Origin of the sequence: Sphingomonas sp. 3P27F8, from assembly GCF_005502745.1 — a bacterium.
Lineage (GTDB): Bacteria > Pseudomonadota > Alphaproteobacteria > Sphingomonadales > Sphingomonadaceae > Sphingomonas.
Genome location: NZ_SCNL01000004.1, coordinates 68,956 through 87,218, shown reverse-complemented (window position 1 = coordinate 87,218; position 18,263 = coordinate 68,956). Strand labels below are relative to the sequence as shown.

Here is an 18,263-nt window from a genome sequence, read left to right as displayed (position 1 = left end):
CCGCGGTCCCAACGATCGCTCGTAACTGCTTATTCTGCCTGCCAGTCTCCCGAGCGACCCCCACGTTTGGCGATCAGCCGCAGATCCTCGATGCGCATGCTTCGGTCGCGGGCCTTGGCCATGTCGTACACGGTGAGGAGAGCGGCGGAGACGGCGGTGAGCGCTTCCATCTCGACCCCCGTCTTGCCATCCGTGGCGACAGTGGCGGTGGCGGCGACATGATCGCCGGCGACGGTCAGGTCCAGCGTGACGCGAGTGAGCGACAGGGGATGGCAGAGCGGGATAAGGTCGCTCGTGCGCTTGGCCGCCATTATGCCGGCGATCCGCGCGACGGCGAGCACATCGCCCTTCGCTATCGCGCCCTCGCGGATCGCGGACGCGGTTTCCGGCTGCATGACGATTCGGCCCGTCGCCACCGCCTCGCGCCGCGTCACTGCCTTGTCGCCGACATCGACCATCCGCGCGGCGCCCGCCTCGTCGATATGGGTAAGGCCCTTCATCCGAGTAGCGCGCGCGTCGCCGCCTCGACGTCAGCCTGGCGCATCAGCGACTCCCCGATGAGGAAGCAACGCACGCCGCGCGCCGCCATTTCGTCCAGATCACGCCGCGAGTTGAGGCCGCTCTCCGCGACGAAGGTGCAGCCGGCGGGCGCATGCTCCACCAGTTCGTAAGTGCGCGCGAAATCGACCGAGAAATCCCGCAGGTCGCGGTTGTTCACTCCGATCAGGCGCGATCTGAGCTTCAACGCGCGCTCCAGTTCGTACGTGTCATGCACCTCGACCAGCACATCCATCCCGCGCTCGATCGCGGCCGCCTCGATTTCGGCGAGCGCCACATCGTCCAGCGCGGCCATGATGAGCAGGATCGCATCGGCGCCGATCGCGCGTGCCTCTGCCGCCTGCCACGGATCGACCATGAAATCCTTGCGCAGCACCGGCAGGTCGCAAGCGGCACGGGCGGCGACCAAATAAGCGTCCGCCCCCTGGAAGTATTGCTCGTCAGTCAGCACCGAAAGACACGCCGCGCCGCCGGCCTGATAGGCGCGGGCATGGGCGGCGGGATCGAAATCGGCGCGGATCAGACCCTTTGATGGACTGGCCTTCTTGATTTCCGCGACCAGGCCATAACCCGACGCGCGATCGAGCGCGGCGCGGAAGCCGCGCGGCGCGCTCTGCGCACTGGCCCTTGCGTCGAGGTCGGCGATCGAAGCGCGCGCGCTGCGATCGCGCACCTCCCCGCGCTTGGTGGCGAGAATCCGGTCGAGTATGTTCGTCATGCCCAGGCGATCCAGCGTTCGAGCAAAGCCTCCGCCGCACCCGAGTCGATCGCCTCGGCGGCGCGGGTGGCGCCGCCCGGCAATGTCTCGCCATCGAGAGCGAGCGCGGCGGCGGCGTTGAGGAGCACGGCGTCGCGATACGCGCCCCGCTCGCCGCGCAGCAGGCGGCGTAGCGCGGCGGCGTTATAGCCCGGATCGCCGCCGTGGATCGCCGCGATCGGATGACGCGGCAATCCAGCATCTTCCGGCGCGATACGATCGGGCAGCACGACGGCGCCGATCGATACCGCGATCGTTGGGCCGGCTCCCGAAACCTCGTCCAAACCCTCTTCGCCCGAAACCACCAGCGCCGCCTCGGCACCCAGTTCGGCCAGCGCAGCGGCATATACCGGCGCGTAATCAGGACGAGCGATGCCGATCAACTGACGGGTCACGCGCGCCGGATTGGCGAGCGGCCCCATCAGGTTGAAGATCGTGCGCCTGCCGATGTGGCGGCGGATCGGGGTGATCCGCGCCATCGCGGGATGATGGTTTGCCGCGAACAGGAAACAGATGCCAAGCTCGGCCAGCGTTTCCTCGGCCTTTGCGCCTGCGCGCTCCATGTTCAGGCCAAGCGCCTCCAGCGTATCGGCCGCACCCGCCTTGGACGAGGCCGCGCGGTTGCCGTGCTTGGCCACCGGCACGCCGCAAGCGGCGACCACCAGACTTACCGCAGTGGAGACATTGAGCGTATTGTGCCCGTCGCCGCCCGTGCCGCATACGTCGATCGCATGCGGCGGAGCGCCGATCGGGATCAGCCGGTCACGAAGCGCGCGCGCGGCTTCGGCGATTTCGGTAGCGGTTTCGCCCCGGTCGCTGAGCGCGATCAGGAATGCGGCGATCGCTTCCTCGCTGGCGCGCGCATCGAGGATATCGGCAAATGCCCGCGCCGCATCCGCCCGGCCAAGCGGGGCCGCGGGATCGGGCAGCGGCGCGAAAATGCTCATGCCGCGTCGGTCAGCTTCACGAAATTGGCGAGCAGGGCGTGGCCATGCTCGGTCGCGATGCTCTCCGGGTGGAACTGAACGCCGTGGATCGGCAGCACGCGATGGCGCAGCCCCATCACCGACCCGTCCGGCGCGGTGGCGTTGACCGCGAGCACATCGGGCACACCCTCTACGATCAGCGAGTGATAACGCGTGGCGGTGAAGGGGGAGGGCAGGCCCGCGAACACGCCCGTCCCGTCATGCGTCACCGGAGAGGTCTTGCCGTGCATCAGGCCGCCACGCACGACCCTGCCGCCGAAATGCTGGCCGATCGACTGGTGCCCGAGACACACACCGAGCAGCGGCTTTCCAGCCGCCGCGCAGGCCGCGACCAGATCGAGGCTGATCCCCGCCTCGTTAGGTGTGCGCGGGCCGGGCGAGATCAGAAAGCCGGTAGCGTTGGTGGCCAGCGCCTCCGCCACGGTCAGCGCGTCGTTGCGCACAACCTTCACCCCGGCGCCAAGCTCCATCAGATAATGGACAAGGTTCCAGGTGAAGCTGTCATAATTGTCGACGACAAGGATCATCCCGGCCGCCTTACTCCATTCGTCCGCCATCGCAACGACTGTTGCGCTCGGGAAACATGAAGTAATTGGATCGCGACGTTCAGGCGGGATACAACCCGGCCAGGCGACGTTACGTTGCATACCGAGGAGACCAGCCGATGTTCCGCCCCCTGATGATCGCGGCTTTCGCGCTCCTGCCCGCAGCGGCGCTGGCCGGGCAGGCAGCGCAACCCGCCGCTGCCTCGGGCGAGACCGTTCATCAGGAAACGCAGGCGCAAACCGGCCAGCCACCCAAGCGAATCCGAAGCGTGACGCTCACCGGCAGTGAGAAATGTCCCGCCTCCAGCTCGAGCGAGGTGGTGGTGTGTAACCGGCTTGATCCCAACGATCAGTACCGCGTGCCCAAGGAATTGCGTCGTCCGCCGGAAGTGCCGGCGAAGAATCAGAGCTGGGTCAATCGGGCGCAAAGCATGGACGAGGTGGGCCGTACCGCCGGCGGACTGCCCGATACCTGCTCGGCGGTCGGCACCGGCGGACAGAGCGGCTGTTCGCAGATGAACGCGCGCCAATGGTATCTGGAGCGGCAGGCGATCAAGCGGGCCCAGCAGGAAGGCACCAATCCGCCGCCACAGGATTGATCGCGCGTATATCGGATAGTCGTTGACCTTGTATCGCGTGCCCCCGTGCCGCAAGAGCGGCGCGGACCGGCGGCCGTCACGTTCGGGACAGTAGCGAGATAAGCGTGAATATAGAGAAGACTGCACGAAAGCCGGTGGCATGACCGCGGAGGCAGGCCTTGCCGCCTTGTGGTTCGCCGCCGCGCTCGCCGCGCTGCAACTGCTGCTTGCCGGGCTCGCGGTGCGCCGCGTGGACACGACGCTGCTCGCGGCAGTGCGACCGGTCGCGATCGTGCAGGGGCTTTTCGCGGCACTCGCGATGGTAGCGCTGATCGCGGAGTTCTGCGTATCCGACATGTCGGTCGCGCTGGTCGCGGAGAACAGCCACTCCGCCAAACCACTTCTCTATAAGTTCGCGGGCGCGTGGGGGAACCACGAAGGCTCGATGCTGCTGTGGGTCACGATCCTGGGGCTTGCAGGCGGTGCGGTCGCGCTGATCGAGCGGCGTCTGGATGAGCGTACGCTGATCGCGACGCTTGGCGGGCAGGCGGCGATTGCGCTCGGCTTCTATGCGTTTCTGCTCTTCGCCTCGAACCCGTTCGCGCGGCTCGATCCCGCTCCGGCCGACGGGCAGGGGCTGAATCCGCTGTTGCAGGATCCCGGCCTCGCCTTCCACCCACCCACGCTCTACATCGGCTATGTCGGGCTGTCGGTGGCCTTTTCCTTCGCGATCGGCGCGCTGGTGACACGCGACGTCGGCCCAGCCTTCGCACGGGCGATGCGGCCGTGGGTTCTTGGAGCATGGATATTCCTGACGCTCGGGATCACCGCAGGCAGCTACTGGGCCTATTACGAACTGGGATGGGGTGGCTGGTGGTTCTGGGATCCTGTGGAGAACGCTTCGCTGATGCCATGGCTGGCGGCGACCGCGCTGCTTCACTCGGTAACGGTGCTGGCGACTCGCGACGGCCTTCGGGCGTGGACGGTGATGCTGGCGGTTGTCGCTTTTTCCATGTCGATGATCGGCACTTTCCTGGTGCGCTCGGGGATTCTCACGAGCGTGCATGCTTTCGCGGTCGACCCGGAGCGCGGGGCGTTCATCCTCGCCTTGCTGGCGATCTATATCGGCGGCGCGCTGACGCTGTTCGCAATGCGGATCGGCACGGTGCGCGCGGGCAATACCTTCGACCTGGTGAGCCGCGAAGGCGCGCTGGTCGCGAACAATCTGTTGCTTTCGGTTATCCTGGGCATCGTGCTGATCGGCACTTTCTACCCGATCGTCGCGGCGGCGATGGGTACGCAGCTTTCGGTGGGGCCGCCGTTTTTCGACAAGACGGCGGGGCCGATCGCGCTGGTGCTGGTGGCGGTCATGGCGGCGGGCCCGCTGCTGCGCTGGCGGCGCGACGAGGCGCAGGCGGTGGTCGAGCGGTTGACCTGGCCGATCGCGGCGACCGTCTTCACCGCCGCCGGCGTCTTCGTACTGTCCGGCGGGATCGGGTGGATGCAGCTTGCCGGGCTGTCGCTGGCGGCGGGTCTGGCGGTGGCCAGTGTCGCGCCGCTCTGGAAGCGCGATCTGCGCCGCGCGCCGCTCTTCCTTTATGGCATGGTGATCGCGCATCTCGGCATCGCGGTTAGCCTGGCGGGCATGGCAGCCTCGACCGCGTGGACGCAGGAGCGGCTGGTCGCGGCGCGGGTGGGCGAGCCGCTGCGCGTCGGGCCGTATAGCGTCACGTTCGAGGGGCTTAACCCGGTGATCGGCGCGAACTGGTCGGCCCTGGAGGCGAGGCTGGCGGTAAAGCGCGGCGAGGACGGCGAGATATTCTATCTGCGGCCGCAATCGCGCTTCTTCTCCAATCCGGTCACGACGACGAGCGAAAGCGCGATCGAAACGGTGCTCGACGGGCAGCTCTACACGGTGCTCGGCCAGCCCGACGATGCCGGGCGGATACAGCTTCGCCTGTGGTGGAAGCCGTGGATAACATTCATCTGGTTCGGCGGCGCGCTCGTCGCGCTCGGCGGCGCGCTGTCGATGGTGGGCCACGTCCTGCGCGAACGCCGGGCGCGCCGGCGCGCCGACGAGGCGGCATGGCAATGAGGCGCTGGCTGCTGTGGCTGCCGCTCGCCGCGCTGCTGGTGGTGGTTGCCTTCGCGGCGCGCGAACTGATGAAGCCAGCCGACCGCACCGTGCGTTCAGCGATGGTGGGCAAACCCGTGCCCGATTTCGTCCTGCCTGCCTTGGTGGAGGGGAAGCAGGGCGTGGCGGCGGCAGGGTTCCGTGCCGGCCGGCCGCGTCTGCTCAACGTGTTCGCAAGCTGGTGCATCCCGTGCGTCGCAGAGGCGCCGCAACTATTGCGGCTGAAGGCGCTGGGCGTGCCGATCGACGCGATTGCGATCCGCGATACCGGGCCGGCTGTGCGCGACTTTCTGACGCGATACGGCGATCCCTATCGCGCGATCGGGGACGATAGGACGAGCCAGGTGCAGCTTTCGCTCGGATCCTCGGGCGTGCCGGAAACTTTCGTGATCGATGGGGCCGGAAGGATCGTCAAGCAGCATGTCGGCGATATCCGCGCCGATGACGTCGATGCGATATTCCGCGCCTGGCGGGATGCGAAATGAGGAGCGCCGCCGCGATAGGGCTCGCACTCCTATTGGCAGCCGCCGCGCCAGTGAGTGCGGATTCGGGGCTGCCGCCCGCCGCGCTCGCCTACACCCAGCTCCACGATCCGGAGCAGGAGGCGCAGGCCAAGGCGCTGATGGAGACGATACGTTGCGTCGTCTGTCAGGGTCAGTCGGTCGCGGACAGCGACGCCGACATGGCCGGCGACATGCGCGCCCTGATCCGCCAGCGCATCGCCGCGGGCGAAAAGCCCGACTCGATCCGCACCTGGCTGATCGCGCGATACGGGGATTATATCACCTTCGATCCGCCTTTCTCTGCGGTGACATGGCCATTGTGGGTCGCGCCGCTGGCGCTGCTGGCGTTCGGCGCGTGGATCGCGCGGGGCAGCTTCCGTCGACGTAAACGCAGCACCGAATAGGACTGGATTCTCCCGCAACTCTCCCATAGCCTGCGCTGCAGAACAAAAGTTATGTTGCAAGGAGAGACGGGATTATGGGGCAGAAGCTGCGATTCGGCACGTTCATCGCACCGTTCCATCCGCTGCGCGAAAATCCCACGCAGGCGATCGAGCGCGATCTCGATCTCGTCGTTCACCTGGACAAGCTCGGCTATGACGAAGCGTGGATCGGCGAGCATCATTCCGCCGGCTACGAGCTGATCGCGAGCCCGGAACTCTTCATCGCTTTCGCCGCCGAGCGCACGAAAAACATCAGGCTGGGAACCGGCGTTTCGTCACTTCCCTATCACCATCCGCTGATTCTGGCGGATCGCATCAACCAACTCGATCACATGACGCGCGGGCGCGTCATGTTTGGTGTGGGGCCGGGGGCGCTGCCCTCGGACGCGTTCATGATGGGTATCCCGGTGGCGAAGCAGCGCGACCGGATGGACGAGGCGCTCGATGTGCTCGTCCCGCTGTTGCGTGGCGAGACCGTTACGAAAAAGACCGACTGGTTCGAGCTGGCTGAGGCCCGGCTACAGATGACGCCCTATACGCGCCCGTCGGTGGAGATCGCGGTCGCCAGCCAGGTCTCCCCGACCGGCGCGCAGGCGGCCGGGCGGCATGGCGTGGGCGTCCTGTCGATCGGTGCGACGCAGGTCGGCGGTTTCAACGCGCTCGCTTCCAACTGGGCGATCGCGGAGGAAAAGGCGGCCGAAAGCGGCCAGCGGATGAATCGCGAAGCCTGGCGGCTGGTCGGCCCGATGCATGTCGCCGCCACGCGCGAGGAGGCGCGGGCGCAGGTGCGTTTCGGTATCGAGGACTGGCTGTATTATTTCCGCGAGGTCGCCGCGCTCCCGCTTGCCCCGACCGATGGCGATCCGATCGACGCGCTGGTCGCGAGCGGCATGGCGGTGGTTGGCACGCCGGCGGACGCGATTGCGCAGATCGCGCGGCTGCAACAGCAATCCGGAGGGTTCGGAGCATTCCTGACCCTCGATACCAATTGGGCGGAGTGGGACGACAAAAAGAAATCCTACGAGTTGATCGCCCGTTACGTCATGCCCGAATTCCAGAATCTCAATCCCAGCCGCGATGCCTCGCTGACGTGGGCGCGGGACAATCGCCCGCGCTTCATCGGAGAGGCGCAGGCCGCGGTAGGCGCGCGGCTGGCACAACATATCCAGGAAAAAGGGACGGAAAATATCCGGCCCGAAATCCTGGCGGCGATGGGGCTCGACAAGAAACAGGACGCTGCGGAATGACCGTCATTCTCTGGGATCACCCGCTGTCGCCCTATGCGCAGAAGGTGAAGATCGCGCTCCGCGAAAAGGATGTCGCGTTCGAGACGCGCGTGCCGGGGGGCATTGGCGTGGGTGGGGCGGCCGGCGATTTCATCGCCGCCAGCCCGCGCGCGGAGGTGCCGGCGCTGGAGCATGATGGAGCGGCGATCTTCGATTCGACGATCATCCTGGAATATATCGAGGATACATGGCCCACGCCTCCGCTGCTGCCCGCCCGCGCGATCGATCGCGCGCGAGCGCGGATGATCGAGGATGTGGTCGATACGCATCTGGAAGCGGTGAACTGGGGGCTGTCCGAATTACGTCATTTCCGTCGCGCATCCGGCGAACTGGGCGAAACGTTGACCGCACGCGCGATCGAGCAGGTTCGTGGCTATTTCGCCTGGGCCGAGCGCACGTTGGGTGATGGGGCGTGGTTCAATGGCGACACTTTCGGCTGGGGCGACCTCTCGGTAATTCCCTATGTAAATGGATCGGTCGGGCACGGTATCTCGCCTATGCCGGGCTCGCGCCTGGGCCAGTGGCTCGCCCGTGCGAATGCGCGACCGTCGGTCGCGCGCACCATGGAGGAGGCGATGCAGATCGCTTCCGCCGGTGGGATGGGCGATGTTGCCGCCCTGCTCGAGCAGGGACTGTTCAAGCGCGAATATCGCGATCACCGGCTGGAGTGGATGATAAAATCGGGCGGGCTTGAGGTGGTCAGCCAAGGCATAGCGCGCGGCAACATCCGCTTTTCCCCGGATCTGCGCTAAGATGCGCGCGGTTGTTCGGCGCGGACCGGAACTGGTCGTCGATACACTCCGGGAGCCGACCCCTGGCGCCGGGCAGGTGCTGGTCAGGACATTGTGCTGCGGCATCTGCGGCTCAGATCTTCACGCGGTCCATTCAATGGAGAAGATGGTCGAGCTGGGGCGGCGCATCGGGGAGCCGGGGCTGATCGATCCCGCGCAGGATATCGTGTTCGGGCACGAATTCTGCGCCGAGATCGTCGATCACGGGCCGGATACGGACAAGCGGCTGAAGGCCGGCACGCGTGTCGTGGCGATGCCGGTCGTTGTTTCGTCGCAGGGTTTCGAGACGATCGGTTATTCCAATCGCTTCCCCGGCGGCTTCAGCGAGGCGATGGTGCTGACCGAGCAGATGCTGTTGCCGGTGCCCAATGGTCTGTCCGACGTGCAGGCGGCGATGACCGAACCCTTCGCGGTGGGCGAACATGCCGTCGCAGAAAGCGATGCGGGGCCGGATACGGTTAACCTGGTGATCGGCTGTGGCCCTGTGGGATTGGCCGTGATCGCGGCGCTCAAGGCGCGAGGGCTGGGGCCGGTGGTGGCCTCGGACTATTCGCCCGCGCGGCGCCGGATCGCCGAGGCGTTCGGCGCGGATGTCACGATCGATCCCGCGGTGGAGAACCCGCATCTGCGCTGGGGCGCGCTGGGCGTGCCGCATTCACGAACCGAGCGATCCATACTGGCGATGGGTGGTGCTGCCGGCAAGCGCGCGGTCGTGTTCGAATGCGTCGGCGTCCCGGGCGTGATCCAGTCGCTGATCGAAGCGGTGCCGGTGGGGACGCAGATCCTGGTCGTCGGCGTATGTATGCAAACCGACGCGATCGAGCCGTTCCTTTGCATCAACAAGAGCCTGGAGCTGAAATTCGTGCTTGGCTATACGCCCGAGGAATTCGCGATCACCCTGCGCCATATCGCGGAGGGAACGATTGACGTGCGTGCAGCGATCACTGGCGAGGTGGGGCTGGACGGCGTGGCCGCCGCCTTCCGCGCGCTCGGCGACCCGGAGGCGCAGTGCAAGATAGTGGTGCGGCCATGAGCGGGGGCGCACTTCCAGGGATGCCCCCGCTAACCCATGTCGAGACGAACGGCATCCGCATGGCCTGCTATGACGTGGCGGGCGAAGGGATGCCCGTGGTGTTCTGCCACGGCTTCCCCGAACTCGCTTATTCGTGGCGGCATCAGCTTGCGGCGTTTGGCGCTGCCGGCCACCGTGCGCTGGCGCCGGACCAGCGCGGCTATGGCCTGACCGATCGGCCCGACGCGGTCGAAAGCTATGACATGGAGCATCTCTGCGCCGATCTGGTCGGGCTGCTCGATGCCAAGGGAATCGAGCGGGCGGTGTTCTGCGGGCATGACTGGGGCGGCTTCGTCGTGTGGCAGATGGCGCTGCGCCATCCCGCGCGCGTGGCGGGAGTGATCGGGCTGAACACGCCGTTCATTCCGCGCCTTTCGGCCGATCCGATCGCGCTGATGCGGATGGCGATGGGCGAGGACATGTATATCGTCTGGTTTCAGAAGCCGGGCGAGGCGGATGCATTACTGGCGAAGGATGTCGACAAGACGTTTCGCTTCTTCATGCGTCGTCCCGAGATGAGCCCGGCGGAATTCGCCGCGCTGCCGGCCGAACAGAAGAATTTCGCGCTGGGCCTGATGCTGGAGGATTATGATCCGGCGAGCGACGAGCATCAGTTGCTCGACGACGAGGAGCGCGGCGCGTTCGTCGAAACGTTCGCGCGCACCGGCTTCACCGGCGGGATCAACTGGTATCGCAATTTCACCCGCAACTGGGAGCGATCGTCGGCGATCGTTGATCGCGTGGATTGTCCCGCGCTGATGATTACCGCCGAAAGCGATCATGTCCTGCCGCCGTCGATGGCGGATGGGATGGAGAAATATGTGCCCGATCTTGACCGGCATATGGTGGCCGGATCGGGGCATTGGACGCAGCAGGAAAAACCCGAGGAAGTGAGCCGTGTGATCCTTGACTGGATCGCGCGCCGCTTCCCCGATTGAGGAGAGAAGAGATGCGGCTCGTTAGCGAACATATCGTGGAGGGGCGGCCGGGCCCGACCTTTCCGCCGGTGCACCCGACCTTGCCGGACGTGGACCTGACGAACATCTATTCCTTCACCAAGGGGCAACCTTGGGCGGAATTCGCCCGGATGCGCGCCGAGGCTCCGGTGATGTGGCACGAATTGCCGCGCGGCGGGGTAGGCTTCTGGGCGGTCACCGGGTTCGAGGAGGTGAAGCAGGTAAATGGCGATCCCGAAACGTTCAGCTCGGAGACCGGCGGCATCCTGATGGCGCTCGGGCCGGAGGAAACGCGGCATCCGACGCTTTTCTCCGCCTCCACCAATTCGATGATAAACCTGGACGGCCGGCCGCACCGACAGCTCCGCAAGGAGCATATGCCGTATTTTACCGCCAGTTATATCCGCACGCTGCGCGAACGCGTTTCGGGAGAGGTGACGCGGCTGCTCGATACGATGGCCCCGCTCGGCAAATGCGACATGGTGGAGAAATTCAGCCAGCGGCTGCCGATCTTCACGCTGTGCGAGATGCTGGGGGTGCCGCCGGAGGATCGCGAGCGCTTCATGGGCTGGATCCATTTCCTGGAAATGGCGCAGCAGGTCGCGACCGAGCAGATCGATCAGCTCGCCGGGCTTTCCGAGCCGAACCCGCAGATTGCCGCCTTCATCGAAATGTTCAACAAGAACGTCGCCGAAATGTTTGAATATGGTCGCTTCATGCTGGCGAAGCGGCGGGCGGACCCGCAAGCGGATCTGATGAGCGCTATCGCCAATGCGGTGGTGGATGGCGATCCGTTGCCCGATCCGTATCTCGATGGGGCGTGGCTGCTGATCGTGTTCGCGGGCAACGACACGACGCGCAACTCGCTGTCGGGCGCAATGAAGCTGTTCACCGAGAATCCCGAACAGAAGGCGCGGCTGCAGGCGGACGCCGGGCTTCTCACCAATGCCGTGCACGAGATTACCCGAATGGTATCGCCGGTGATCTACATGCGCCGCACGGCGACGCGCGACACCGAGGTCGGCGGGCAGCGGATCGCGGAGGGCGAGAAGGTCATCATGTATTACGGGGCGGCGAATCGCGATCCGGCCATGTTCCCCGATCCCGACAGGTTCGATATCGCACGCGCCAATGCCGAGAAGAACATCGCCTTTGGCTATGGCCCGCACATCTGCATCGGGCGCATGACCGCGCAGCTGCAGCTCGAGGAGGCCTATCGCCAGCTCTTCACGCGTTTCCCCGATATCCGCTGGACTGGCGACATGGATATCGCGCCGAACAACTTCGTTCACGCGGTACGCCGGCTGGAGGTGGAGTTCACCCCGGAGCGCGCGGCTCAGGCGGCCTAGCGCATTCGCATCGGGGCGCCGGCGCAAGCAGCGCACGGCGCCCCGCGGCGTTACGCTGGCATACGGTGCAGCGCGCAGAGCTTGTTGCCGTCCGGATCGCGCAGATACGCGAGATAGAGGTTCATGCCGGGATTTTCACGGACGCCCGGCGCATCCTCGATCGCGGTCCCGCCGGCTTCCACACCGGCCTTGTGCCACGCATTCGCCTGTTCCGGCCCGTCGACCGCGAAGCCGATCGTGCTGCCGTTCCCGTGCGTCGCGGGCTTCCCGTCTATTGGCGGGGTGACAAGAAACATGTTGCCGTTGTGCATGTAGATCAACCGGCCCTTGGGATCCTGGATACCCGGCTTGCCGCCGATCGCGCCGAACAGCGAGTCGTAGAACTTGCGCGAACGATCGATGTCGTTCGAACCGACCATCATGTGACTGAACATGGCATTCTCTCCTATGAATGAACGTGTGAGTCGTGCGGTTGCGACCAGCCTTTTTCGCATAGTCGCGAACTGGCGGGATAGGAAAGCTTGCTGGCATGGCGGTCTGCTTTGCCGCTATCGACAGGGAATGGACATGACGGGCAAAGCGGGCGTGGACGGGCTGGACCGCGCGACATTGATGGACGCGCTGGTGGCGCTGGCGGAAGCTGGCGGCGATATCGTGTGGCGGCACTTCATCGAGGGCGCGGCCGTCACGATCAAGGCCGACGAATCGCCCGTCACGGCGGCGGATCAGGCGGCCGAGGCGGCAATTCTCGCCGGCCTTTATGAAATCGCGCCGCATATCCCGGTGGTGGCAGAGGAAGAGGCCGCGGCGGGGCGCGTGCCGGATGTGGATGGCGCGTTCTTCCTCGTCGATCCGCTCGATGGGACCAAGGAATTCATCCGCCGCGGGGATGATTTCACGGTCAATATCGGCTTGATCGAGCAGGGCGCTCCGACGATGGGCGTGGTCTATGCCCCGGCGCGCCAGGCGCTTTACTGGGGCGATGCGACCGCTGGGACCGCGTGGCGCGCCGATCGCACGCCGTTCGCGACGCGGGGCGCCGCGGCGGCGATCTCGGTTCGCCCGGTTCATGTTCCGCCGTGCGCCGTCGCCTCGCGCAGCCACGTCGATCCTGCCACCGCCGCATGGCTGGATGCCGGCGGAATCTGCGATTGCGTGTCTGTCGGATCGAGCCTGAAGTTCGTGTTGGTCGCGAGCGGGGAGGCGGACGTATATCCCCGCACCGGCCCGACGATGGAATGGGATACCGCCGCCGGTGATGCCGTGCTGCGAGCTGCCGGTGGCACTACCGTCGATCTGGACAACCAGCCGTTTCGCTATGGCAAGGCCGGGTTCCGCAACACCGGCTTTGTCGCCTGCGGGCTTTATCATCCGGCGCCGCTCCGTCCTTTCGTCACACGTTGATTGCCCGATCAGCACCCACCGTCGCAGCGGAGCACGGTGCCGGTGACGAAGCTCGATGCCGGGCTGGCGAGGAATAGTGCGCTGGTGACGACTTCCTCCGGGCGACCGGGGCGACCCAGCGCGCTGTCGGTGCGTTCGCGCGCATCCTCGGTCCATGCCTTGGCGATGTCGGTAAGGAACGGGCCGGCCGCGATCGCATTGATGCGTACCTTCGGCCCGTATTCGTGCGCCATGCTCGCTACCATCGCGTTGAGCGCCGCCTTCGCACCGGCATAGGGTACGACCTGCGGCGTCGGGCGCAGCGAGGCGATCGAGGAGGTGGCCAGGATCGTTCCGCCATCATTCTGCGTCATGCGGTGCGCGATATTGGCGATCAGGCGGAACGGCCCCTTGAAGTTCAGCCCCACAACACTGTCGAACAGAGACTCGGACACTTCGTGGCTGGGAACGAGCGGCCCCATCCCGGCATTGGCCACAAGGATGTCGATCCGGCCGAATGCATCCCAGGCATCTGCCGCAAGGCGGTCCATCTCATCCCATTTACCGGCATGGGCGGGCAGCGCGAGCGCGCGGCGGCCCTTGGCGGCGATCTCCGCCACCACGGCTTCACATGCTTCCGCCTTGCGACTTGAGATGATGATGTCGGCGCCCGCATCCGCGAAAGCGAGTGCCATTTCCCGGCCCAACCCGCGCGATCCGCCGGTGATGAGTGCGATCTTGCCGCTGAGATCGAACAGGGGGTGGGGCATCGAGCTTTCCTCTCCGTCGTCGGCCGATTTGGATCGGCTTTTCCGTAACACTTGTTATGCGGGTTCTTCGCCAAGGTGCAAGCAAGCGCGCGCGTTGCTATGATTCGTGCATGGGCGGAAGGGTGAAGCGAAAGGCGGCGCTGATCGCGGCGACCGGGGCTGAGAAGCCCGCGGCGGAGACCTGCGCATTGTGTCGCCGCCCGCTGGGTGCGCGTATCGAGTGGCACCATGTCGTACCGCGCAGCGAGGGCGGACGTGAGACGGTTCCGCTTCATCCGATCTGCCATCGCGCGATCCACGCGACCTGGAGCAACACCGAGCTTGCGCGGATCGGCGGCATGGCAGCGCTACGCATGGAGCCGGCGCTGGGCGGTTTCCTGCGCTGGATAGTTCGCCGCCCGCCGGACTTTCACGCTCCGACGCGTCCCCGCGACTGATTGTCGCAGCGGTTGCCCCGGGACACCGCATTTGGTTCATCGGAGCGACAGAAACCGTGTCATTGTGGCAACAGTCTGCAAATGATGCCGTTTTTTTCTCCTTGCGCTGCAACAATCCGCGGGAGGGGGGGTTCGGTTGGTTCCCGTGCAGCGGGCGGTGAGCCGCCCCCGTAACTCCGCCGGGGAGAGTAAAAGAGGTATTATCATGCGTAAGATCATGCTGTCCGCCGCCGCTGCTGCGGCGACGTTTGTCGCGCTGCCCGCGCTCGCGCAGGATGCGGGCACTGCGCCCGCGGCCGACACCACCAGCACCGCCACCGCACCGGATGGCACGCGAGCTTTCGGCATCGAGCCGTATTTCGGCGTCATGGGCGGCTGGGAACAGTTCGATAGCGAGCCGAACAAGGCCGGCATCCCGCAGGTGTCGCGCTCGAACAAGCTGAATGGCAGCCTGGTTCAGGGCGTGGCGGGCGTGAACGTTCCGCTCGGACCGGTGTTCGTCGGCGCGGAAGGTAACGTCGCCAAGGGCATCTCCGGCGACATCAACTGGGAATATGGCGCGGCTGGCCGCTTCGGGCTTCGTGCCGGTAACAGCGGCCTGTTCTACGGCAAGGTCGGCTATCAGTGGGTGAATTTCGACAAGCGCGTAAACACCGATCGCCACTATAACGACTGGACCTATGGCGTCGGCTTCGAAGTCGGGCCGAAGGACATTGGGATGGGCAATGGCGGCTTTCGCCTTCGCGGCGAGGTTTCCACCTTTGGTGACTTCCACAGCTTCCGCCCGACGCTGGGCGTCATCACGCACTTCTGAGCTTAGCGGTCATGCGAGTACCGCGCGTGTAGCGTAACGCGCGGGCATGGCGGGGGGCGGAGCCGGCGACGGCTCCGCCCCTTTTTTGCGTCAGTTGGCGGGCATCGCATTCTGGAGCACGGAAAGATCGTGCTGATCCACGGGCGCGCCGGTCGCATCGGTCGCGACCGCGGCGGTGTTGGTCGCTGGCGCGTCACTTTTTGCATTGTCCGCCACGTCGATCGCGAACCAGACGATCCCGCCCGCCCACAATAGTGCGGCCCAGCGACTGCGAAAGATGCGTGGCGAGGGTAGCATCAGGCGCCTATGCGCCAACCATTATTAAGATCTCTTACGCGCCGGGCGACCATCGACTGCGGCAGGGTTCACGTATGCGCCTGCCCGCTGCCCGACGACCGCAGGTGAAATGGCCGCGACCGTCGCCCGATCGGAGCAGGTCGATCACCCCCGACAGGCTCGAGGTGTCGAGCGGCAGGCGATGCGCTGCGGATGGCGCGGCGTTCGATGCCCCATTTCTGATCCGCAACTGGCGCCGATGCGCCGTTTTGCGGGAAGCGGCATTCCCGGGATGGGCGAGATCGTTTTACCGATCTCGCCTCATCGAACGGTTACTCCGCCGCAACGCCCGCGGCCGAAAACATGTCGCCCTCGTTGTCGCGGCTGCCGGCATCCTCGTTCGCGGCCGGGCCAGCCTTGGCCTTCTGGCGCTTGTCGAACGAATCCCACACGTCTGACCACTGGCCCTTCGTCGCCGCCTTCGAATATTCCGTCGCGCGGGTTTCGAAGAAATTGGCGTGCTCCACACCGTTGAGCAACGGGGTGAGCCAGGGGATCGGATGCTCCTCGATCATGTAGATCGGCTTGAGCCCGAGCTGCCCGAGCCGCCAGTCCGCGATGTAGCGGATGTAGCGCTTGATGTCCTTCGCGGTCATGCCGTTGACCGGCCCCATCTCGAACGCGAGATCGATGAAATTGTCTTCAAGCCGGATCGTCGTCTGGCATTGATCGGCGATATCGTCCTTCACCGCCTTGGTGAGGCAGTTCCGCTCTTTCGTGAAGGTGTGGAACAGCTTGATGATGCCTTCGCAGTGCAGGCTCTCGTCACGCACGGACCAGGAGACGATCTGCCCCATGCCCTTCATCTTGTTGAAGCGCGGGAAATTCATCAGCATCGCAAAGCTCGCGAAAAGCTGAACACCCTCGGTAAAGCCGCCGAACATCGCCAGCGTGCGCGCGATATCCTCGTCGTTATCGACGCCGAAGCGCTGGAGATAATCGTGCTTGTCCTTCAACTCCGCATAATCGAGGAACGCGCCATATTCGCTTTCCGGCATACCGATGGTATCGAGCAGGTGGCTGTATGCGGCGATATGCACCGTCTCCATGTTGCTGAACGCCGTCAGCATCATCTTGATCTCGGTCGGCTTGAATACGCGGCCGTATTTCTCGTGGTAGCAATCCTGCACCTCGACATCCGCCTGGGTGAAGAAGCGGAAGATCTGCGTCAGCAGGTTGCGCTCGTGATCGGTGAGCTTCTGCGCCCAGTCACGGCAATCCTCGCCCAGCGGCACTTCTTCCGGCAGCCAGTGAAGCTGCTGCTGGCGCTTCCAGTATTCGAACGCCCAGGGATATTCGAAAGGCTTGTACTGCTTGGAGGCTTGGAGAAGGGGCATGGGAGTTACTCCGAGAGAAGCGAGATGATGACTGCCACGAGGCAGAGAGTGAAGAAGGCGCCGAGGACGATGTTCATCCAAGCTTGAAAACGCGCGAAACCTCTATCCAGTCGATTACGCGGGGGCGGTTCGACGCCGGCTATGCGATCGATAAGTAACTCGCCCAGAGGTACGCTGTCCCGCCAATGCTGTTTACGTACGCTGGCGATCCCCGACAGCATGAAAATCGGGCCGAGAGTCGTCAGAGGGAGGGCGAGGCCGATATCCTTCACCCCTCCAACCCCCCGCGCCACATCGCCGTCGCGCTCATCGCGAGCACGGCGCCGGCCGCCAGCGCCATGATGCCGGTCATCCGAAACACATAGACCTTCGCCGGCCCACTCGGCCGCGCCAGCGCAATCAGCAGCCCCGCGCCGACCAGCGCCAGCACCGCCGCCACCGCATACATGATGATGACGGCCAAGGTCATCCGTTGCGCCACTTAACGACCGTGACAGTGCGCGTCTTGCGCGCGCCGACACCGAAGAACACCACGCCGACGAAAAAGCCGAAATCATACCAGCCGCCATCGTTCGGCACGGCATAGACCGCGACGTCGCTCATGAACAGCGACAGTACCCACGCGACCGGAAAGATGAACCCATGCCACAAACCGAGCAGAAAGCCCGGTGTGTCCGGCGCATGGCTCACCGCGGCCGGCACCTGACGCGCGCAGGCGGCGAGCAGGAGCATCAGGCCGGACAGCGCGGGCGCGCGCCAGCGCGTGATCGTGGCGTGAATCATGCGGTCGCCTCCGCGCATCCAAATGGCGCCAGGCTCGTTCTACCCGCGAACCGAAGCAATGGAGACGCGTCATGCACGATCACACCAACATCAAACCGCACATGAAGGTCGTCGGCGCGGATGGTGTCCACGTCGGCACGGTCGATCATATCGATGGCGAGCGTATCAAGCTGACCAAGGCGGATAGCGCGCAGGGCCCGGGCGGCGAGGGCGCCAAGCATCATTATCTGCCGGCCGGGCTCGTCGCGTCGGTGGAGGGCGATACTGTGCATCTCTCCGCCACGGGGCAGAACGCCCAGGACGTGTTCGAAGAGGCCAACTGATCGCATTCGTCGCCGCGGCGACGATGGCGATTCGCAAACCCCGGTTCGCCTGGCGCGGGCCGGGGTTTTCAGCATCCGGTGTGGTGCGCTGCGCGAATAGCGGATGTACGCATATGCCGACG

Annotated in this window: 24 protein-coding genes; 13 read left to right on the top strand and 11 right to left on the bottom strand. The window is 65.3% G+C overall.

The window, feature by feature from the left end:
• Positions 1 to 29 precede the first annotated feature (29 nt).
• From moaC to FFS35_RS06475, 4 genes are read right to left on the bottom strand one after another with little or no spacing between them, the layout of a single operon-like run.
• Positions 30 to 500: a cyclic pyranopterin monophosphate synthase MoaC gene (moaC, locus tag FFS35_RS06490; protein WP_137786323.1), complete on the bottom strand. Its 471-nt coding sequence runs from the start codon at positions 498 to 500 to the stop codon at positions 30 to 32.
• Entirely contained in the window at positions 497 to 1,276 is a 780-nt protein-coding gene (trpC, locus tag FFS35_RS06485; protein WP_137786322.1) for an indole-3-glycerol phosphate synthase TrpC, read from the bottom strand. The genes moaC and trpC overlap by 4 nt, the downstream gene beginning before the upstream one ends.
• The gene (trpD, locus tag FFS35_RS06480; protein WP_137786321.1) at positions 1,273 to 2,262 is read right to left on the bottom strand and encodes an anthranilate phosphoribosyltransferase; all 990 of its coding nucleotides are present in this window, start codon (positions 2,260 to 2,262) and stop codon (positions 1,273 to 1,275) included. Before trpD ends, trpC begins: the two co-directional genes overlap by 4 nt.
• Positions 2,259 to 2,828, bottom strand: coding sequence for an aminodeoxychorismate/anthranilate synthase component II (locus tag FFS35_RS06475; RefSeq protein ID WP_137786320.1), 570 nt, complete (start codon positions 2,826 to 2,828; stop codon positions 2,259 to 2,261). The genes trpD and FFS35_RS06475 overlap by 4 nt, the downstream gene beginning before the upstream one ends.
• Before the next feature lie 137 nt (positions 2,829 to 2,965).
• On the opposite strand from FFS35_RS06475, the gene FFS35_RS06470 reads away from it, so the two are divergent.
• From FFS35_RS06470 to FFS35_RS06430, 9 genes are all read left to right on the top strand, one after another.
• Positions 2,966 to 3,445 (top strand): hypothetical protein, encoded by a 480-nt coding sequence (locus tag FFS35_RS06470; RefSeq protein WP_137786319.1) that lies wholly within the window; start codon positions 2,966 to 2,968, stop codon positions 3,443 to 3,445.
• A 139-nt stretch (positions 3,446 to 3,584) separates the two neighbouring features.
• Positions 3,585 to 5,519, top strand: a complete 1,935-nt coding sequence (locus FFS35_RS06465; protein ID WP_137786318.1) for a heme lyase CcmF/NrfE family subunit — start codon at positions 3,585 to 3,587, stop codon at positions 5,517 to 5,519.
• Positions 5,516 to 6,043 carry a redoxin family protein gene (locus tag FFS35_RS06460; protein ID WP_137786317.1) on the top strand — a complete coding sequence of 176 codons (528 nt, stop codon included), beginning with the start codon at positions 5,516 to 5,518 and terminating at the stop codon, positions 6,041 to 6,043. Before FFS35_RS06465 ends, FFS35_RS06460 begins: the two co-directional genes overlap by 4 nt.
• Complete coding sequence (locus tag FFS35_RS06455) at positions 6,040 to 6,465, top strand: cytochrome c-type biogenesis protein (RefSeq protein WP_137786316.1); 426 nt, start codon at positions 6,040 to 6,042, stop codon at positions 6,463 to 6,465. The genes FFS35_RS06460 and FFS35_RS06455 overlap by 4 nt, the downstream gene beginning before the upstream one ends.
• A 74-nt stretch (positions 6,466 to 6,539) precedes the next feature.
• On the top strand, positions 6,540 to 7,751 hold the full coding sequence (locus tag FFS35_RS06450; protein WP_212742177.1) for an LLM class flavin-dependent oxidoreductase: 1,212 nt from the start codon (positions 6,540 to 6,542) through the stop codon (positions 7,749 to 7,751).
• The gene (locus tag FFS35_RS06445; RefSeq protein ID WP_137786314.1) at positions 7,748 to 8,542 is read left to right on the top strand and encodes a glutathione S-transferase family protein; all 795 of its coding nucleotides are present in this window, start codon (positions 7,748 to 7,750) and stop codon (positions 8,540 to 8,542) included. Before FFS35_RS06450 ends, FFS35_RS06445 begins: the two co-directional genes overlap by 4 nt.
• 1 nt (position 8,543) lies before the next feature.
• A complete protein-coding gene (locus FFS35_RS06440; protein WP_137786313.1) occupies positions 8,544 to 9,614 on the top strand; it encodes a zinc-binding dehydrogenase in 1,071 nt (356 codons plus the stop codon).
• On the top strand, positions 9,611 to 10,591 hold the full coding sequence (locus FFS35_RS06435; protein WP_137786312.1) for an alpha/beta hydrolase: 981 nt from the start codon (positions 9,611 to 9,613) through the stop codon (positions 10,589 to 10,591). Before FFS35_RS06440 ends, FFS35_RS06435 begins: the two co-directional genes overlap by 4 nt.
• Before the next feature lie 11 nt (positions 10,592 to 10,602).
• On the top strand, positions 10,603 to 11,958 hold the full coding sequence (locus tag FFS35_RS06430; RefSeq protein WP_137786311.1) for a cytochrome P450: 1,356 nt from the start codon (positions 10,603 to 10,605) through the stop codon (positions 11,956 to 11,958).
• A 50-nt stretch (positions 11,959 to 12,008) separates the two neighbouring features.
• Here the strand turns inward: FFS35_RS06430 and FFS35_RS06425 are convergent, their stop codons facing one another.
• Positions 12,009 to 12,392: a VOC family protein gene (locus tag FFS35_RS06425; protein WP_137786310.1), complete on the bottom strand. Its 384-nt coding sequence runs from the start codon at positions 12,390 to 12,392 to the stop codon at positions 12,009 to 12,011.
• Between the two features lie 133 nt (positions 12,393 to 12,525).
• Here FFS35_RS06425 and cysQ point away from each other — a divergent pair, with 133 nt between their 5' ends.
• Positions 12,526 to 13,362 carry a 3'(2'),5'-bisphosphate nucleotidase CysQ gene (gene cysQ / locus FFS35_RS06420; RefSeq protein WP_137786309.1) on the top strand — a complete coding sequence of 279 codons (837 nt, stop codon included), beginning with the start codon at positions 12,526 to 12,528 and terminating at the stop codon, positions 13,360 to 13,362.
• A gap of 8 nt (positions 13,363 to 13,370) precedes the next feature.
• Here the strand turns inward: cysQ and FFS35_RS06415 are convergent, their stop codons facing one another.
• Positions 13,371 to 14,111, bottom strand: coding sequence for a glucose 1-dehydrogenase (locus FFS35_RS06415; protein ID WP_137786308.1), 741 nt, complete (start codon positions 14,109 to 14,111; stop codon positions 13,371 to 13,373).
• Between the two features lie 122 nt (positions 14,112 to 14,233).
• Here FFS35_RS06415 and FFS35_RS06410 point away from each other — a divergent pair, with 122 nt between their 5' ends.
• Together FFS35_RS06410 and FFS35_RS06405 are read left to right on the top strand one after the other, a co-directional pair.
• On the top strand, positions 14,234 to 14,548 hold the full coding sequence (locus tag FFS35_RS06410) for an HNH endonuclease (protein ID WP_249341491.1): 315 nt from the start codon (positions 14,234 to 14,236) through the stop codon (positions 14,546 to 14,548).
• Positions 14,549 to 14,753: 205 nt separating this feature from the next.
• Positions 14,754 to 15,362 carry an opacity protein gene (locus FFS35_RS06405; RefSeq protein ID WP_137786306.1) on the top strand — a complete coding sequence of 203 codons (609 nt, stop codon included), beginning with the start codon at positions 14,754 to 14,756 and terminating at the stop codon, positions 15,360 to 15,362.
• Positions 15,363 to 15,452: 90 nt separating this feature from the next.
• On the opposite strand, the gene FFS35_RS06400 is transcribed toward FFS35_RS06405, so the two are convergent.
• From FFS35_RS06400 to FFS35_RS06380, 5 genes are all read right to left on the bottom strand, one after another.
• On the bottom strand, positions 15,453 to 15,659 hold the full coding sequence (locus FFS35_RS06400) for a hypothetical protein (protein WP_137786305.1): 207 nt from the start codon (positions 15,657 to 15,659) through the stop codon (positions 15,453 to 15,455).
• 311 nt (positions 15,660 to 15,970) lie between these two features.
• Positions 15,971 to 17,035, bottom strand: coding sequence for a ribonucleotide-diphosphate reductase subunit beta (locus FFS35_RS06395; RefSeq protein WP_137786304.1), 1,065 nt, complete (start codon positions 17,033 to 17,035; stop codon positions 15,971 to 15,973).
• 5 nt (positions 17,036 to 17,040) lie between these two features.
• On the bottom strand, positions 17,041 to 17,307 hold the full coding sequence (locus FFS35_RS06390) for a hypothetical protein (RefSeq protein WP_137786303.1): 267 nt from the start codon (positions 17,305 to 17,307) through the stop codon (positions 17,041 to 17,043).
• On the bottom strand, positions 17,304 to 17,504 hold the full coding sequence (locus tag FFS35_RS06385; RefSeq protein ID WP_137786302.1) for a hypothetical protein: 201 nt from the start codon (positions 17,502 to 17,504) through the stop codon (positions 17,304 to 17,306). Before FFS35_RS06385 ends, FFS35_RS06390 begins: the two co-directional genes overlap by 4 nt.
• Entirely contained in the window at positions 17,501 to 17,818 is a 318-nt protein-coding gene (locus FFS35_RS06380) for a hypothetical protein (protein WP_171007541.1), read from the bottom strand. Before FFS35_RS06380 ends, FFS35_RS06385 begins: the two co-directional genes overlap by 4 nt.
• Before the next feature lie 71 nt (positions 17,819 to 17,889).
• Between FFS35_RS06380 and FFS35_RS06375 the strand changes: the two genes are divergently transcribed.
• Entirely contained in the window at positions 17,890 to 18,141 is a 252-nt protein-coding gene (locus FFS35_RS06375; protein ID WP_137786301.1) for a DUF2171 domain-containing protein, read from the top strand.
• Positions 18,142 to 18,263: the final 122 nt, after the last annotated feature.

Coding starts and splice junctions, on each gene's coding strand:
- FFS35_RS06380 (WP_171007541.1), bottom strand. CDS start 17,818: ATGATTCACGCCACGATCACGCGCTGGCGCGCGCCCGCGCTGTCCGGC.
- FFS35_RS06395 (WP_137786304.1), bottom strand. CDS start 17,035: ATGCCCCTTCTCCAAGCCTCCAAGCAGTACAAGCCTTTCGAATATCCC.
- FFS35_RS06385 (WP_137786302.1), bottom strand. CDS start 17,504: ATGACCTTGGCCGTCATCATCATGTATGCGGTGGCGGCGGTGCTGGCG.
- FFS35_RS06450 (WP_212742177.1), top strand. CDS start 6,540: ATGGGGCAGAAGCTGCGATTCGGCACGTTCATCGCACCGTTCCATCCG.
- FFS35_RS06460 (WP_137786317.1), top strand. CDS start 5,516: ATGAGGCGCTGGCTGCTGTGGCTGCCGCTCGCCGCGCTGCTGGTGGTG.
- trpD (WP_137786321.1), bottom strand. CDS start 2,262: ATGAGCATTTTCGCGCCGCTGCCCGATCCCGCGGCCCCGCTTGGCCGG.
- FFS35_RS06430 (WP_137786311.1), top strand. CDS start 10,603: ATGCGGCTCGTTAGCGAACATATCGTGGAGGGGCGGCCGGGCCCGACC.
- FFS35_RS06375 (WP_137786301.1), top strand. CDS start 17,890: ATGCACGATCACACCAACATCAAACCGCACATGAAGGTCGTCGGCGCG.
- FFS35_RS06425 (WP_137786310.1), bottom strand. CDS start 12,392: ATGTTCAGTCACATGATGGTCGGTTCGAACGACATCGATCGTTCGCGC.
- FFS35_RS06465 (WP_137786318.1), top strand. CDS start 3,585: ATGACCGCGGAGGCAGGCCTTGCCGCCTTGTGGTTCGCCGCCGCGCTC.
- trpC (WP_137786322.1), bottom strand. CDS start 1,276: ATGACGAACATACTCGACCGGATTCTCGCCACCAAGCGCGGGGAGGTG.
- FFS35_RS06405 (WP_137786306.1), top strand. CDS start 14,754: ATGCGTAAGATCATGCTGTCCGCCGCCGCTGCTGCGGCGACGTTTGTC.
- FFS35_RS06445 (WP_137786314.1), top strand. CDS start 7,748: ATGACCGTCATTCTCTGGGATCACCCGCTGTCGCCCTATGCGCAGAAG.
- FFS35_RS06400 (WP_137786305.1), bottom strand. CDS start 15,659: ATGCTACCCTCGCCACGCATCTTTCGCAGTCGCTGGGCCGCACTATTG.
- FFS35_RS06435 (WP_137786312.1), top strand. CDS start 9,611: ATGAGCGGGGGCGCACTTCCAGGGATGCCCCCGCTAACCCATGTCGAG.
- FFS35_RS06475 (WP_137786320.1), bottom strand. CDS start 2,828: ATGATCCTTGTCGTCGACAATTATGACAGCTTCACCTGGAACCTTGTC.
- FFS35_RS06440 (WP_137786313.1), top strand. CDS start 8,544: ATGCGCGCGGTTGTTCGGCGCGGACCGGAACTGGTCGTCGATACACTC.
- FFS35_RS06455 (WP_137786316.1), top strand. CDS start 6,040: ATGAGGAGCGCCGCCGCGATAGGGCTCGCACTCCTATTGGCAGCCGCC.
- FFS35_RS06415 (WP_137786308.1), bottom strand. CDS start 14,111: ATGCCCCACCCCCTGTTCGATCTCAGCGGCAAGATCGCACTCATCACC.
- moaC (WP_137786323.1), bottom strand. CDS start 500: ATGAAGGGCCTTACCCATATCGACGAGGCGGGCGCCGCGCGGATGGTC.
- FFS35_RS06470 (WP_137786319.1), top strand. CDS start 2,966: ATGTTCCGCCCCCTGATGATCGCGGCTTTCGCGCTCCTGCCCGCAGCG.
- cysQ (WP_137786309.1), top strand. CDS start 12,526: ATGACGGGCAAAGCGGGCGTGGACGGGCTGGACCGCGCGACATTGATG.